Origin of the sequence: Pseudomonas putida (assembly GCF_005080685.1) — a bacterium.
Taxonomy (GTDB): domain Bacteria; phylum Pseudomonadota; class Gammaproteobacteria; order Pseudomonadales; family Pseudomonadaceae; genus Aquipseudomonas; species Aquipseudomonas putida_V.
Genome location: NZ_CP039371.1, coordinates 6070866 through 6087325 on the forward strand (window position 1 = coordinate 6070866; position 16460 = coordinate 6087325).

At 62.4% G+C, this 16460-nt stretch carries 6 protein-coding genes; 2 read left to right on the top strand and 4 right to left on the bottom strand.

What is annotated here, in order from left to right; translation table 11 throughout:
- Positions 1-98: 98 nt before the first annotated feature.
- Together E6B08_RS28150 and E6B08_RS28155 are read left to right on the top strand one after the other, a co-directional pair.
- The gene (locus E6B08_RS28150) at positions 99-5678 is read left to right on the top strand and encodes a dermonecrotic toxin domain-containing protein (protein WP_136916962.1); all 5580 of its coding nucleotides are present in this window, start codon (positions 99-101) and stop codon (positions 5676-5678) included.
- Positions 5679-5791: 113 nt separating this feature from the next.
- Positions 5792-11347: a dermonecrotic toxin domain-containing protein gene (locus tag E6B08_RS28155; protein ID WP_136916963.1), complete on the top strand. Its 5556-nt coding sequence runs from the start codon at positions 5792-5794 to the stop codon at positions 11345-11347.
- A gap of 1 nt (position 11348) precedes the next feature.
- Here E6B08_RS28155 and hutG read toward each other — a convergent pair whose 3' ends face one another.
- Genes hutG through E6B08_RS28175 form a run of 4 tightly spaced genes read right to left on the bottom strand, consistent with a single transcriptional unit; the run spans position 11349 to position 16459 of the window.
- Positions 11349-12152 carry an N-formylglutamate deformylase gene (hutG, locus tag E6B08_RS28160; RefSeq protein WP_136916964.1) on the bottom strand — a complete coding sequence of 268 codons (804 nt, stop codon included), beginning with the start codon at positions 12150-12152 and terminating at the stop codon, positions 11349-11351.
- 10 nt (positions 12153-12162) lie between these two features.
- Positions 12163-13368, bottom strand: a complete 1206-nt coding sequence (gene hutI, locus E6B08_RS28165) for an imidazolonepropionase (RefSeq protein ID WP_136916965.1) — start codon at positions 13366-13368, stop codon at positions 12163-12165.
- A gap of 13 nt (positions 13369-13381) precedes the next feature.
- The gene (gene hutH, locus E6B08_RS28170; protein WP_136916966.1) at positions 13382-14914 is read right to left on the bottom strand and encodes a histidine ammonia-lyase; all 1533 of its coding nucleotides are present in this window, start codon (positions 14912-14914) and stop codon (positions 13382-13384) included.
- Between the two features lie 21 nt (positions 14915-14935).
- The gene (locus E6B08_RS28175; RefSeq protein WP_136916967.1) at positions 14936-16459 is read right to left on the bottom strand and encodes an HAL/PAL/TAL family ammonia-lyase; all 1524 of its coding nucleotides are present in this window, start codon (positions 16457-16459) and stop codon (positions 14936-14938) included.
- Position 16460: the final 1 nt, after the last annotated feature.

Sequence of the window (16460 nt, forward strand, 5' to 3'; positions counted from 1 at the left end):
GCCTGAAAGCGTAGGCCGGCAGAAGCTTGACGTATCTAACGCGCGTCATCCAGACAGGTACTCCACGCTCCGCTCCTCTCAATAGCGGAGCCATCGTAGTGTCCACCTCCAACGCCAATACTCCTTATGCGCTGATCGAGCGAAAAATCCCCGACTGGATGAAGTCAGCGCCAAGCACGACCCACAAGGCCTTGCGCAAAGCAGTCGCCACCCCGTTGCCCTGGCTGGAAAAAGCGCTCCTGGAGCAACCGGAAATTGTCCTGCAACAGCGCTTTGATCATGTCCTTCACATTCAGGCCGAAGCCAGCCTCAAGGCACTGCTCAAGCCCCTCAAAAAGCCGGATGCCTTCGCCGCGCCGTTGTTGACCAAGGCTATCGAGAAGCGCTTTGGGCTCAAGCTCGATGTGCGGCGTACCTACCTGTTCAACGCGAAAAAGGCCGCAGCCTACAAACGCGCTGACGAGAGCGGACACGATGACTTCGTCGTCGCCAGCAGAGCCCTCAAACGAGCAACCCAATCCCTGCTGCATTGCGCCTTGCAAAACTTCGAAGCTTCCGAGGCCAAGGCTGGCGGGCTCGATGAGGAAGCAACGTTCAGATCGGTGGTGCTCGACAGCAATGTTTTCCGCCTCCATGTCCCTGAAGGCAAGCCGGTCGCGATACCGCCGGACGAGTTTGCCGCCCTCGCCCGTGAACTGGACCTGGGCGGCCAGTACCAGAACCTGCTCAGCGCATTGCGCACCCCCGTGCCTGCACAAGCAGGCGTGAGCGCCGCCGAGGACGATCCGCTGCTTACGCGACTGAAGGCGTCGGAGCACGCCAGCCTGCGCTCGCATGCGCATTTGGCGATGCTCCAAGGGCATGTCGATGCCGACATGTACGCAGCCCTGCTGCTCGTGCCGAAAATGGCCCATCCGCAATACCGGGGAACGTCGGTCTGCTGTAGCTTCCTCAAGCTCTGGGATATGGAGCTTACCGGAATCGTCGCCATTGGCCCGGACCGTGAAGTCTCCAGCAAACCCGTGCCGGTGGTGGTGTTCATTCCTGACGACCCGATATGCCCCCTGAAACAATACGAATCGACCGGCGCCTTTACCGCTGAACTGCGCGATCGGCTGCGCGATGCAAGCTATCTGTCGTTCTTCCAGCGGTTCGTTCCGGCGCGTCACCTGAATACCTTCTTGAGCAAGCTCGAAGACTGTCTGAACCCCAAGTCAGGATTCTTGCCGATCGGGTATCGACCTCGGGTGCCCGACCCCAATGCACGCCTGCCTCTGGGCGAAAGCGAGGTGCTGACGAAACTGCTCGTCCAGGTGGCCAGCCAAAAGATCGAACGCCTGCAAGACGATGCGCGGTTCCATGCAGTGCCCACTGCGCTGATTGACGACCGGGCATTCTGGGAGCGCCTGGAGTACTTTGCGCAAAAGACGATGCAGGCACTGAGTGTCGCCGCCTTCTTCGTTCCTGTCCTGGGCGAGGTCATGATGGGAGTCGCCGCGTTCGACCTGGCCCACGAGGTGTTCGAAGGCATCGACAGCTGGACCAAGGGGGAAACCGAGCAAGCCCTCGGCTACCTGTTCGATGTACTCGAAAACGTCGCGTTCATGGCGGCCCTGGGTGCCGCCGGGCATTCGACGGGTATGCCTGCCATCGAGCACACTCCGGTTGAAATGCCATCGTTCATCGAGGAACTGGACGCCATCGACATGCCCAATGGCGAGCCGCGCCTGTGGAAACCGGACCTCGAGCCCTTTGGCCATGACATCGTCCTGCCTGGCGACTTGCGGCCCAACGAGTTCGGCGTCTACGAGTACCAGGGCAAGACCTGGCTCACCGTGGAAGACCGGGCTTACTCGATCAGGCCGACGGAAACGCCCGACCTGTTCAAGATCGAGCACCCTACCGACCCCTCCCGCTATGAACCGACCGTCCGCCACAACGGCGCGGGTAACTGGCTGTATGAAACGGACCGCCCATTGCAATGGGAGGGCATCCAGTTGTTCCGCCGCAGCGGCCCGCACAACGTACATTTCAGTGATGAGGTCGCCAATCGCATCCTGCGCATCACCGATACCCACGAAGCGGTGCTGCGCCGAATAGTCAGCGAAGGCAAGCGCCTGCCAGGGCAATTGGAAGACACCCTGCAGCGCTTCTTCCTGGATGAGAAGGTCGCGCAACACCTCGCAGACGCTCCGTTCTCAGATAGAAGTTCACTGTTCCATCGACTGTACAGCGAACAGCAGCCACCGCAGAGCTTGCGCGACGAGATGATTCTCGAGGCGGGCCCTCGATTGCCTGCGGCCATCCGCCAGGAACTGCTGCGCGAGGCGACTGCCGCCGAGCTGCAAGCCCTCGACCAGAGAGTCATGCCACCTCGCCTGAAAGCGGAAATCGATGCCTACCTACCCAACGTGCGGTTGACCCGCGCCTATGAAAACCTGTTCATAAGCTCGGTACGCTCGCTCGATACCGACAAGCTGATCATGCATACCCTGGAGCGCCTGCCAGGCTGGCAGCAGCAGGTACGCATCGAGATCCACGACGGAGCGTTCGCCGGCCCTCTGCAGGACAGCATAGGGCCGACCGACGCCGCCATCACCCGATTCCTCAGCCGCGAGCCCGATGGCTATCGCCTGCAGCCGACCGACGGCGGCACCGGGGAAGGTGGGCGAACACTCTATTCCGCCATCGCCGAAGCCTTGCCCGCAGCGCAATTGACTGCTTTGGGGCTGACCACGGACAACGCCGCCGCTGGTTTGGAACAGCAAGTGCAACAGGCGCCCTTGATGCCGCGCAAAGCGTTACGCGAACTGCTGGGAATCCCTGCACGTCAACCAGGCTTCGTGCCCCCGATGCGCCTGGCCGATGGCAGGATCGGCTACCCGCTCAGCGGCCGCGGCGCCCTCGCCGGCTACATCCTTCGCGATACGCTGCTCGACATGATCCGCCTGCTGGGGATCGAAGAGCATTACCCACTTTCAGCCGAAAGCATACTGAGCCAGCTCGAAAGCACCGGCATGACCCGCCCGCAAATCTTCAGCCGCTTTCAGCAATTGCTGGAGGAGCGCCAGACCCTGGAGCTGGCGATGATCAACTGGGCCGCCGAGTCGGCATCGACGGTCGATCTACCGGCAAGGACATCGAGCCGCACGAACATCGGCAGGGCTATCTGGCGGCACTGGTTCAGCACCAGCCTACTCGAACTGGGTGGCATCGAGACGACATTCCACCTGAATCAGGCCAATCTGGCGGACTTTCCAAGCCAGCTACCTGGCTTCATCTACGAGCGCACCCGGAACCTGGATCTGCTCGACATGGGTCTGGATGCGCCAGGCGGCATCGTCCCGTTCAGCCCGCAAGGCTTGGAGACCTTGCAGGGCTTTCTCGAACGTTTCCCCCGCCTCACTTCCCTGACCGTGTGTCGCTGGCCAACAGATGCCCATCTCGCCTCGCCTTTCCCAAACATTGCCAGCCTCGTGGTCCAGCAACTGCCACAACTGCGCACATTGCGCCTGGGCAACTTGGGGCTGGCCGTTGACGCATCCGATTTTTCGGCGCTGACCACGCTCACCCAATTACAGACGCTCGACCTCAGTGGCGCGTACCTGCCCCAGACGGCACTGCCCCCATTGCGCAACCCGTCACTGCGCCACCTCACGCTCGACCAAGCTTCACTCGACCAATGGCCGGCCTGGCTAGACGCCGAAGCCCTGGAGAACCTCGAAACGCTTTCACTGCGCTACAACCGTATCAGCGAATTACCCGACTTCCTGCTCTCGCAAAGCACTGCGGGCCAGAGCACCACCCGGATTTCGCTCCAAGGCAACCCATTGCCGTCTGCGCAGATCTGGCGCTTCGGCCTGGAAACACCAAGACGCTTCGTTATTGAAATGGACATACCGGACTTCCTTCGGATCCAGATCAACAACGCGCGCAATCAACTCACGGAACTTCGTGTGTCAATCGATCAGTGGACGCATAGTTCCAGTTCCGGCGCCATCCCGAATGCCGAAACACTCGAGGCCCGTGCACGACTTGGCGAGGTACTCATAGATTACTGGCGTACAGCCAGAACAAGACAGGGCGTGCCGCTGAACCTGGTCGATGTGGACCTGGCACACTTTCCACAACTACCAATGTTTTTTCAGGCGTTGGTACAAAACCTGGTGCTTACTCGCGTCGCCGCGACTGCCGAACAGTTGAACACCTTTCTAACGCTGTTCCCGCACCTATCGGAGTTGCAGTTCTCTGGCCATGTTCAACCCATGACCGCACTGCCTCGAGCCCTTTCCAACATGCGAAACCTGCAAGCCTTGACGCTTCATGACCAAGGTTTGCTCATCGACCAAGCCATGATGGACAGCTTCAATGACATCAACGGGCTGCTGACGCTCGATCTCTCGGGTAATCGGCTGGCCCCGTTCACCCGAGCGGCAACCTCGCTCTCCACGCTTCGCCGCCTCTACCTGACGAACACCCAGCTGCAGGCGTGGCCGGCATGGGTAGACGAATTGTTGCCATTGAATTTGCTTGATCTGAACGGTAACCAACTGACCACACTGCCCGAACCTATTCTCGCCAACCCCCGCACCCAGCAAATGCAGAGCGAGATTTCACTGATGGGCAACCCGTTAGAGCGCGACAGCATGATTCGCGCCCATACCAGCGAAGGGTTCAATCGACGTTTCAGGTTCCAAATGGATCTGCCGGAGGACATCCAGGCACTCTCGCCGGCACACTCCAGCTCCAGCGACAACTCGCCCTACCACAGCCATGAGTCGAGCCCCGAGTCCAGCCCTGAGTCGAATCCACAACCCACCGTCGAGCCTTGGCTACGTTCGACTCCCGAGGAGAACGAAGCACTTCGTCAGGCCTGGCAACAGCTCGAGAACGATGCAGGCGCCGACAATCTGTTGCACCTTGTGCAACGCTTGGAACAGGCGGCGCCGTACCAGAATGCCGAGACCCGCAACGGTTTCGCTGAACGTGTCGGGCGGATAATCGTGCACGCTGCCCGAAACCCTGTCGATCTTCAGTTGTTCAATGCCATGGCGCAGGCCGCACGGGTGGGTCGGACCTGCCTCGACGGTGCCTTGCTGGAGTTCAATCAGATCGAATTGCGGCTGTTCAGCGAGCAAACTTTGCAGGGGCTTACCGGCCCGGAGCGCGGTGCAGCGCTCCTGCGCCTGATGCGCCAGTCCTTCCGTATGGAGTCACTGGACAACATCGCCTATGCGGGAATCACCCAGAGCGGTCAGCAAGTATTGGCGCTGGGAGGGCGGGACCTGGCCGAAGTGCGTCTGGCCTATCGCGTGCTCCTGGCAGAGGCGCTCAACCTGCCGCTCGCACCTTCGAGCATGCTCTACGAGGCTACGGCAGGGGTGAATGCCAACGAGCGGAATCTGGTGATGGCAGAAGTCCAGCGGCGCGAAGGCGGAACCGAGTTTCTGGACTACATCTCGAACAATCCAATGTGGGTCGATTATTTGCGCAGCGCCTATGAGGACCGTTTTACCGTGATCGAAGACCAGTACAGGCAGCAGGTGCTTGCCCTTCCCGATGCTTTTCCCGATCGGGCCGTCGATGACCTGGCCGAGGAGTATGCTGCGCTCGAGCGCCGAAAGGCCGCAGAGTATCAGGCTCTGATTCGTGAGCTGAGCACCACATTGTCCCTTTGACCGATCATGACCCAGGCCTCCTCAAGGACGGCGGCCTGGGTCGTACTACCATGCTAACGCACCCACCCTGCGCGCCTGACTAGCATGTCTTGCCTCACTGACGAGGCTTGACCATGACCCCTGAAAAAACCACTCCTTCCAGTCACGAGAACGTCGCCACGCTGATCGAGGGCAAGATCGCCCCCTGGATGCGACAGGCGTCCGCCGCCACTCACCGCGAACTCCGCGCCGCCAGCAAAGTCCCCATTCCCTGGTTCGAAAAGGCATGCCAGACAGCGCCACTGGGTGCACGCACGCTGGTCGAGGACTACGCGCTCTACCGGACCCACGAGTCGCAGGTAAAGGCGCGGCTGAACACGCTCCCTACGCTGGAGTCATTCGCCAGGGAACAGCTGTCGGCGGGTATCAAGGCGCGTTTCGGCCTGGACCTGGATGTCGACAAGACGTATCTGTTCAACACGGGCAAAGCGGTGGCCTACCAGCAATACCTGCAGGGAGACTCGATCCTCCGTGCCATGCGCGCATTCAAGCTGGCAACCCAATCCCTGCTGCATTGCGCCATGCAGAACTTTGAGGCTTATGAGGCCCAACCAAAAGGACTGGACGGCGCGAACATGCCGGCCACCGTTCTGGACAGCGACCAGTTTCTAGGCCCCTGGCCGCTTGGCAAGGAGGTGGCGATCAGCGCCCACGCGTTCGCTGCACTGTGTCGAGATCTGGACATCGGCGGCCAATACCAGCGCCTGATCGATAAGCTCTACACAGCCAATGAGGGCGAATCGGCCGATCAGGTATGGGCCACGTTCAGCGAAACCGAGCGCTGCGCCTTTCTACTCGATGTCGACAGAGCATTCCTGGCAAAGAAAATCGATCAACCGCTTCGCGAGGCACTCTCGGGGCTCGCCCGCGATGGACAGTGCGAATACCTGGGTAGCACGATGCGCTGTGCCTTCATCGAGGCCTTCGGCTACCGAATCGAGGGGGCCCTGATGATTGGCCTCGTGCCGTTTGTCGAAAGGCTGCTGTCCTACGATCCCCTTCATTTGCCATTCAAGAACCTGCTGCTGACCTACCTGCCGGGAGCCCCGGATCCACTGACTGTCCATGCTACTGGCCAGGCGGTGCAGGCCTACGTGCGTGAACAGCTCTGGGCCTGGGATGTGCCGACCCTGCTGACCCGAATTCGCGCCTCCGAGCGCAGCGATTTTCTGCAGGCGCTGCTCGATTGCTTGAATCCCCTGGATTGGGAGACGGTGAAGATGCTTCCCGGTCACCTCGGGGCGGAAGTTCAGCGAGCGCGAGACCCGAACGCGTGGGTGCCACTCACACTGCAAGCGTTCAACCGGCCGCTGATTGATGAACTGGTCGAAGCCAAACGACAGCGACTGAAGGACGATGCCCAGTTCCATGCCGTGCCCACCGCCAGCGAAGACCAGAAAAGCGCGGCAAGGCGTTGGGCCTATTTCTCGCAGTTGGCGATGAATGCCATCAACCTCGGCGCCTTCTTCATCCCCGGCCTTGGCCAACTGATGATGGGCTTGAGCGTGGCGCAACTGAGCTACGAACTGTTCGAGGGCCTGGAAAGCTGGGCCGACGGCGAACGCGATCAGGCGGTAGGCTACCTGCTGGATGTGATCGAGAATGTGGCATTCACCGCCGCCCTGGGCGCGGCAGGCAGCCGCCCCGGCACCCCAGCCGTGGAAAGAATCCCAGTGGAAACGCCTTCCTTCATCGAAGAGCTCAAGACCGTCACCTTGCCCGATGGCAGTACCCGATTGTGGAAACCAGACCTGCTGCCCTTCGCCCACGACATCCTGCTGCCCGCAGGGCTGGAGCCCGATGAGTTCGGTTTGTACTACCACGAGGGCAAGACCTGGCTGGCTCTGGAAGACCAGATCTTCGAACTGGGATCCGATGCGCAGAAAGGCGTGCACTACCTGGCCCATCCGCACAAACCGTCGAGCTACCAACCGCCCCTGCAGCACAACGGTGCCGGCGCCTGGTTGCACGAACTGGACCAGCCCCACCGCTGGACACGTATGACCCTGTTGCGCCGCGCCGGCCCGCTGAGCGCGCAACTCGACGAGGCGACAGCCCAACAGATCCTGCAGGTCAGCGACATCCACGAAGACGCTCTGAGGCGCATCGTGACCGAAAATCAGCGATTGCCGGCGCTGATGGAGGACACCCTGATCCGGTTCGATTTGGATCGTCAAATCCGTGAGGCCCAGCCAGACGCGCCCCCCCAGCAACTGCACGAAGCCTTCGCCAACCAGTACGCCCAATCGTCCCAGCTGTTCATGCCTGGAGCCAGTACCCTGCAGACTCGCTACCCGCATCTGCCGCCAAGCGTGGTAGAAGCACTGCTGCGCGATGCGTCCAGCGCTGAGCGGCAGGCCCTGGCCGATGGCCAGATTCCCCTGCAGATCGCCCATGAGGTTCGAGACCATCAACAACAGGTGCGACTCGCCCGCGCCTACGAAGGGCTCTACCTCGATTGCCCGCGCAACGACGACAGTGATCGCCTGATCCTGCATAGCTTGCCCCACCTGTCCGGATGGCCTGCGGACCTGACCCTGCGCCTTGAGCTACGTCAACACTGGCCATCGCAGCTCGACACTATCGGCCCCACCGATGCCCCCGTGCACAGGCATATCATCAGTACCCGCACCGGCTATCTGATGATGCCCGGGCAAGGCACGAAACCTGCGTCTATGCATCCCTATTTGCACCAGGCACTGTTCGAAACGCTGACCCTGGACCAGCGCCAATCGCTGGACATCGACACGCCACGGGCGCTGCGCCAACGTCTACGCCAAGCGCCGCCCTTGCCGCGCTCTGCCCTCAGGCAAGTGCTGGGCCTGCGCGAGATCCGCCCTGGGTACCGCTCGCCCCTGCGGCTTGCCGATGGCCGCTTCGGTTATCCGTTAGGGGGTATGGGAGGCATGGGAGGAAACATCACCCGACGCGCCCTGCTCGCGCAAATCCAGCAAGTCGGCCTGGACCAGGCCTTGTCCCGATCACCCGAACAATTGCTCACCGCGCTGGAAAACGCGGGTCTGAACCGCTCCAATATACGCAGCCGCTTGAGTGAACTGCTGGTGCAGCGCGATACCTTGCAAAGCTCACTGCAAGACTGGCGAACACGCCTGTCCGCCATGCCCGAACCACCGCAAATCGACGCCGACCGTTTACACGACGCACTTCAGCAGCACTGGTACCAAATGGCGCTGCCGGAGCTTAATCGTCGGGAGCCTGTGTTGGGACTGCACAACGTTTCGCTGTCACATTTCCCGCTCGACCTGCCCGCGTTTTTCAGGGAAAGCACTAGCCATCTACTGCTGCAACACCCTCTCTTGGAGGTCTTCCCCGGTTGGACGCAACAAAGCCGGCATATCACCCGTTTTCTGCGCCAGTTTCCCAACCTGCGCTCCTTGGAAATGTATGGCCCGGTGCAACCCATCGCGTTTGTGTTCGCGATACCGGTCATCGCCGAGCATTTGCCACGGCTCGAGAGCTTGACCCTGATGGACCTTAACATCGGAGTTTCCGCCCCCGATATCACCAGCCTAAGTGGGCTGCAGCATCTGCGGTATCTGAACCTGGCAGGCAATCGCCTGCGTCTGAGCTCACCACCGGACTTCAGCGAGCTTTCGCTGGACACCCTCATACTGGATCGCATGGGCCTGGGTCAATGGCCTGAAGAGGGGCTGGGCATCAACGCCTTGCGGCGTATCGGTCTGCTGGGCATGCGTGAGAACGGGCTGAGGTTGTTGCCGGCTTTTCTACTGGAGAACCAGCTAGACCTGGCCCATCACCCGGCGATTTCGTTGCAGGGCAACGACATCATCGGCGAACACCTGCAACGCGTACTGCTCAATGAGGATGGTCGGGCTCCGCTGTTCGATGTGGACGTGTCCGACATCCTCAACGCACGACTGGCACGCTACCGACAGCAACGGCAAGTCATTCATGACATCCTGGACAACTGGGCCAACGCCTCGGGCTCGAGCAGTTCGCCAGACGCCACCATGACCGCGCAGCGCAACAGGATCGGCGATGCTATCAATACGTTCTGGCGCCACCAGGAACAAGGCATACTGCATGCACCGTTGCGGCTGGAAGAGGTCGACCTCGCCCACTTCCCGATGCGCCTGCCCTCGTTCTTCGAAGAGCGGGTGCTCAGTCTGACCCTGTCCCAGGTCACCGGAACCACGGAGCAACTCGCCGCCCTGCTCCGGCGTTTTGCCAACGTCACCGAACTCAACATCGATGGCCAGGTGAATGCCGACTCGAATCTACCCACCGCACTGCTGCAGCGCCCTGGCTTGCTGGATCTGGGGTTGCGCAACATGGGCCTGGAAGTCGACGACGCACTGCTCGCCCACCTGTCAGGCTTGGAAAATCTGCGCTCTCTGGATCTATCCGGCAACCGGATGGGCAACGTCGATACTGCGCCCGCCGGGTTACAGCCGTTACGCCGCCTCGACCTCAACGATATGGCGCTGACCGAATGGCCGAGCTGGGTGAATCAGTTGTTGCCGCTGGAGGTACTGGACCTCAGCGGTAATGAGCTGACAGATCTGCCCCCTTTCGTACTGAGCAACCTGGACAACAGCTTCCCCATTTCTTCCATCGCGCTATACGGCAACCCGCTGAGCAACGAAACCATCACCCGCGCGCGTGCATCCTCGGAAAGCCAGCGCAGCTTCACGTTCGCCATGGACTTGCCGCAAGACATACAAGAGCTGCATTGGTCGGACGAGGAGATCGAACAGGGCCATTTGCACATACCCGACCCCGTCTCTGCCGAGGGCGAGTCCAGTGCCGCGGACTGGTTGCATGCTTCCGTGGACGAAAACACCGCGTTGCAGAGCGCTTGGGAGGAGCTGGAAGAAAACGGGCAGGCACCCTATCTGCTGGAGCTGATCGGTCGGCTCAGAGAGACGGAAGTCTATAAGAATCCCCTACTGCGCAAGGAGTTGTGCCGACGTGTACGCAGGGTATTGGCCATCGCACTGAGCAATGCGCAGCAATGCTACCTGTTCAACCTGATCGCCGAGGATCAGTTGACGCAGCCCCATCCCACGTGCCAGGACGGTATCCTGCTGTTGTTCCAGAGCATCGAAATGCTGATCGCCAACCAGCGAATTCTCGACACTGCCTCCGACACCCCAGAGGGCATGTACCGCGAACTGCGCCGTCTGTTCCGCGTACAGGCACTGGATGAGCACGCGATCAGCAAGGCCGCTGGGCGGGACGAAGCCGAGGTACGCCTGGCCTTCAGGCTCAATTTGAATGAAGACCTCGCGCTGGGTCTGCCTCCAGACGAAATGAGTTTCGCATCCTGCGCCGACCTGAAGCAGCCAGAAGTGCTGGCTGCCAGGTCGGAAATCCAGCGAGCAGAGCGTGGCGAGCGCTTTTTGCTGTTCGCAGTCCAGCAGGAAGGATGGAGACGCTACCTGCGCCACCAGCACGCCGATCGCTTCGAGGCCATCGAGCAGGACTACCAGGCCCGGGTGCTGGCATTGCCGGATGCTTTTCCTGGCACTCCTATCGAGCACCTGGGCGCCGAGTACAAAGCGCTGGAAAATGACAAAGCGTCCAGGGAGAACGAGCTGATTCGCGAACTGACCATTCTCGCCAACCCAGACCGCGAGGCGCTGTGAATCAACCGCCGTAACGTGCGCTGCCCCAGTGCAGCGCAGTCTCCAGCAACCGCTGCAAGACGGCCTGGGTAGGTCGTGCCAGGTCGTCGCGGTAGGTGAACGGCTCCACTTCATCCATGTAGGTGCTTTGCGCCAGCTCCAACTGCACCGCATGGATGTCCTTGGCCGGGTCGCCGTAGTGCCGGGTGATGTAGCCACCCTTGAAACGACCATTGAGCACGTGGCTGTAGCCTTGGGCCTGGCCGCAGGCATCCTCGAGCCGCGCGGCCAGTTCGGCGTCGCAGCTGGCACCGTCGAATGTGCCGAGATTGAAGTCCGGCAGCTTACCGTCGAACAGGCGCGGTACCTGCGAGCGAATCGAATGCGCGTCCCAAAGCAGTGCATAGCCAAAGGTGTCGCGCAGGCGTGCCAGTTCCTGGGCAATGGCTGCGTGGTAAGGCCGCCAGATTCGCTCAAGGTAGGTGTCGCGCTCGCCAGCGCTGGGGGCTTGGCCCGCCTTGAACAGAGGCTCGCCATCGAACAGCGTGGCCGGATACAAGCCTGTGGTGGCACCGGTGTAAAGCGGCTTGTCGTCATCCGGACGATTGAGGTCGATGACGAACCGCGAGTACTCGGCCGCAACCACACTGGCGCCCATCTCGCGGGCGAAATCGTACAGCTGCGGGATGTGCCAATCGGTGTCGGGCAGGCTACGCGCCTGATCGACCAGACCGTCGCGCACGGCGGGCGTGAGGTTCAGGCCTGCGTGGGGCATGCTGATCAGCAGCGGCAACCGGCCTTTGTGGTAATGCAGTACGTTATCCATCCTGCCTCGCTCAATTGGAGATTTCATGGCCCTTGCGCACCACGCGCTTGGGCAGGTCGCCGCCGAGCCAGTAGGCCAGGTCGGCAGGGCGTTGGATGTGCCAGGCAACGAAGTCGGCTACCTTGCCGACCTCCAGCGATCCGTGGCTGTCGCCAAGGCCCAGCGCCGTGGCGGCATGCAGGGTGACGCCGGCCAGGGCCTCTTCCGGGGTTAGGCGAAACAGCGTGCAGCCCATGTTCAGCATCAGGCGCAACGACAGCCCTGGCGAGGTGCCTGGGTTGAGGTCGCTGGCCAGGGCGATCTTCACGCCGTGGCGGCGCAAGGCATCGAGCGGCGGCAGTTGGGTTTCACGCAGGAAGTAGAAGGCGCCTGGCAGCAGCACCGCCACCGTGCCGGCCTGGGCCATGGCGCGGGCATCGTCTTCGGTCATGAACTCCAGGTGATCTGCCGACAATGCCTGATAGCGTGCAGCCAGGCTCGAACCGTGCAGTGACGACAACTGCTCAGCATGCAACTTGACCGGTACGCCCAGTTCGCGCGCTTTGATGAAGACCTTCTCGACTTGCGCCGGCGAGAACGCCAGGTGCTCGCAGAAAGCGTCCACCGCATCCACTAACCCTTCGCCTACCAGCGCTGGAAGCATCTCATCGCAGATGTGGGCGATGTAGTCGTCGGCCCTGCCGGCGTACTCCGGCGGCAGGGCGTGGGCGGCCAGGCAGGTGGCGCGCACCGCGAGCGGCAGTTCGTCGGCCAGGCGCCGGATCACACGCAGCATCTTGCGCTCGTTGGCCAGGTCCAGGCCGTAGCCGGACTTGATCTCGAGGGTGGTCACGCCATCGCGCATCAAGGCCTGGACCCGCTGGTGGGCACTGGCGAACAGTTCGTCCTCGCTGGCCGCCCGGGTGGCCCGCACAGTGCTGGCGATGCCGCCACCCTGGGCGGCGATCTCGGCGTAGCTCACACCTTGCAGACGCTGCTCGAACTCACCGCTGCGGTTGCCACCGAACACGGCGTGGGTGTGGCAGTCGATCAGACCCGGGGTGACCCAGGCGCCGTTCAGCTCCACCGTGCGGCCAATCTCCAGCGGCGGCAGTTCGCCACGCGGGCCGATCCACTCGATCAGGCCGGCGTTGCTGACAATGGCCGCGTCCTCGATGATCGAGTAGCTGCCTTGGGCCATGGTTGCCGCGTGGCAATGCTGCCAAAGGGTTCTCATGCGGGTACTCCTGTCAGAGGCTGGGCAGCACACCGGCTGGCAACAGCGCGGTCAACCTGCCTTCAGCCAACAAGGCGCTGGCCACTTCGATGTCCGGCGAGAAGAAGCGGTCGCGGTCATAATGCGGCACCTCGCGGCGCAGCACCTGGCGCGCCTGCTCCAGCTTCGCCGAGGTTTTCAACCCCTCGCGCAGGTCCAAGCCCTGGCAGGCGCCCAACCATTCGATGGCCAGCACGCCACGGGTGTTCTCGGCCATTTCCCACAGGCGCTTGCCAGCGGCTGGCGCCATGGACACATGGTCTTCCTGGTTGGCCGAGGTCGGCAGGCTGTCGACGCTGTGTGGATGGGACAGGGCCTTGTTCTCGCTGGCCAGCGCGGCGGCGGTGACCTGGGCGATCATGAAGCCAGAGTTGACGCCGCCGTTTTCCACCAGGAACGGCGGCAGCTGGGACATATGCTTGTCCATCATCAACGAGATGCGGCGCTCGCTCAGCGCGCCGATCTCGGCGATGGCCAGGGCGATGTTGTCGGCCGCCATCGCCACCGGCTCGGCGTGGAAGTTGCCGCCGGATATCACATCGCCCTGCTCGGCGAACACCAGCGGGTTGTCGGACACGGCGTTGGACTCCACCGCCAGCACCTGCGCCGCCTGGCGCAACTGGGTCAGGCAGGCGCCCATGACCTGAGGCTGGCAACGCAGGGAGTATGGATCCTGGACCTTGCCGCAGTTCTGGTGCGAGCGCGACACTTCGGTCGATTCGCTCAGCAGGTCACGGAAGCAGGCCGCGGTATCGATCTGCCCAGGTTGACCGCGCGCGGCATGAATGCGGGCATCGAACGGCGCCCGCGAGCCAAGCGCGGCTTCCACGGTCAGCCCGCCACAGGCGATGGCCGCCGCGAACAGGTCTTCAGCCTGGAACAGCCCGCGCAACGCATAGGCAGTGGAGGCCTGGGTACCGTTGAGCAGTGCCAGGCCTTCCTTGGCAGCCAACGTCAGCGGCTCGAGACCGGCAATGGCCAGGGCTTCGCTGGCCGGCAGCCATTCACCTTGGTAGCGCGCCTTGCCTTCGCCCAGCAGCACCAGCGACATGTGCGCCAGCGGCGCGAGGTCGCCGGAAGCGCCGACCGAGCCCTTGAGCGGGATGTGCGGGTAGACCTCGGCATTGACCAAGGCGATCAACGCATCGATGACCTTGCGCCGGATACCTGAAAAACCACGGCTCAGGCTGTTGATCTTCAGCACCATGATCAGCCGCACCATGGCATCGTCCAGCGGCGCGCCGATACCAGCGGCGTGGGACAACACCAACGAGCGCTGGAGGTTCTCCAGGTCATGGCTGGCGATACGGGTCGAGGCCAACAGGCCGAAACCGGTGTTGATGCCGTAGGCCGTGCGGTCTTCGGCGATGATGCGCTCGACGCAGGCGACGCTGGCGTCGATGCCTGCGTCAGCGCTCGGGTCCAGGGCCAGGCGAACCGGTGCGTGATGGATTTGGCGCAATTGCGCCAAGGTGAGGCTGCCGGGAACCAGGTTGAAAGCTTGCATGTGCAGGCTCCTTGTTGTTGTTCAGTTCAGTGCCGACAGCAAAGGCTGCGGCCACCGGGAATCTTTGAGCAGGGCTGCGGCACAGGCGATGTCCGGTGCCAGCCAACGGTCCTGCAGGTAGGCTGGGACCTGCTCGCGCAACAGACGCCAGGCAGCGTCGGTACCGATGCCCAGACGTTGCTCCTTGAGGAACTCGAAGGCCTGGGCTGCCAGCAGGTACTCGATGGCGAGGATCTGGGTACAGTTTTCCAGCACTTGATGCAGTTTCAATGCAGCATTGGTGCCCAGGCTCAGGTGGTCTTCCTGCAAGCCCGAGGTGACGAAATTGTCGAGCACGGCCGGTTGCGCCAGCTGACGGTTTTGCGCGCACAGCGAGGCCGCGACGTACTGGGCGATCATCATCCCCGAATTGACGCCAGGCTCGCTGACCAGGAACGCCGGCAAGCCGCTGACGTGCGGGTTCACCAGGCGGTCCAGACGGCGCTCGGCGATCGAACCGATCTCGGCCATGGCGATGGCCAGCAGGTCTGCGGCCATGGCCACCGACTGACCATGGGGATTGGCCTGGGAGACCACACGGAAGTCTTCCGGGGTGCCCAGCAGCAAGGGGTTGTCGTTGGCGCCATTGAGTTCCGCCTCGATCTGCCGTGCCGCATGGGCCAACTGGTCGCGGGCAGCGCCATGCACCTGCGGAATCGAACGAATGCTCAGGGCATCCTGGGTGCGCATGCCTTTGCTGGTGGCAATCACTTCGCTGCCCTGGAGCAAGGCACGCAGATTCGCACCCACCACCTGCATGCCCGGATGCGGCTTGAGTGCAATGATCTCCGGATCGAAGGCGGCGATCTGTCCACGCAACGCCTCGAAGCTCATGGCCCCGATCACATCAGCCCATTGCAGCAGGCGGCTGGCATCGTCCAACGCCAGGCTGGCCAAACCGGTCATGCACGGCGTGCCGTTGACCAGGCACAGGCCATCCTTGGCACCCAGCTGGACAGGCGCCAGCCCCTCGGCGCCCAGGGCCTGGGCAGCTTCCACGACCTGCCCGCGATAGCTGACCTTGCCGATACCCAACAGGCACACGCCGACATGGGCCATGTGGGTCAGGTAGCCCACCGACCCCTGGGACGGTACCTGGGGCGTGATGCCATGGTTGAGCAACGCCAGCAGCGCCTCGACCACGCCCCGCTGCAGGCCGGACTTGCCATGGCTGTAGTTGACGATGGCGGCGCAGATGATCGCCCTGGTCTGCTCATCCGGCAGCACCGGCCCCACGCCACAGGCGTGACTGAGCAAGGTGTTGCGCGACAGCGCGCTCAGCTGATCGCCTTGCAGCGAGACGTTGCACAGCGCGCCGAGGCCGGTGTTGACCCCATAGGCCCGCTCGCCGCTCTCGACGATATGCCGCACGATGGCCTGGGCATTGTCGATGCGCGCCCACACCGCAGGTGCCAGCTCAAGCCGGGCGCCATGGCGGGCGACGGCGGCGATGTCCTGCCAGCGCACCGGGGCGCCCGTGATGACCACGGTTTGGGCTTGCGACATG

Coding starts and splice junctions, on each gene's coding strand:
- hutG (WP_136916964.1), bottom strand. CDS start 12,152: ATGGATAACGTACTGCATTACCACAAAGGCCGGTTGCCGCTGCTGATC.
- hutI (WP_136916965.1), bottom strand. CDS start 13,368: ATGAGAACCCTTTGGCAGCATTGCCACGCGGCAACCATGGCCCAAGGC.
- E6B08_RS28175 (WP_136916967.1), bottom strand. CDS start 16,459: ATGTCGCAAGCCCAAACCGTGGTCATCACGGGCGCCCCGGTGCGCTGG.
- E6B08_RS28155 (WP_136916963.1), top strand. CDS start 5,792: ATGACCCCTGAAAAAACCACTCCTTCCAGTCACGAGAACGTCGCCACG.
- hutH (WP_136916966.1), bottom strand. CDS start 14,914: ATGCAAGCTTTCAACCTGGTTCCCGGCAGCCTCACCTTGGCGCAATTG.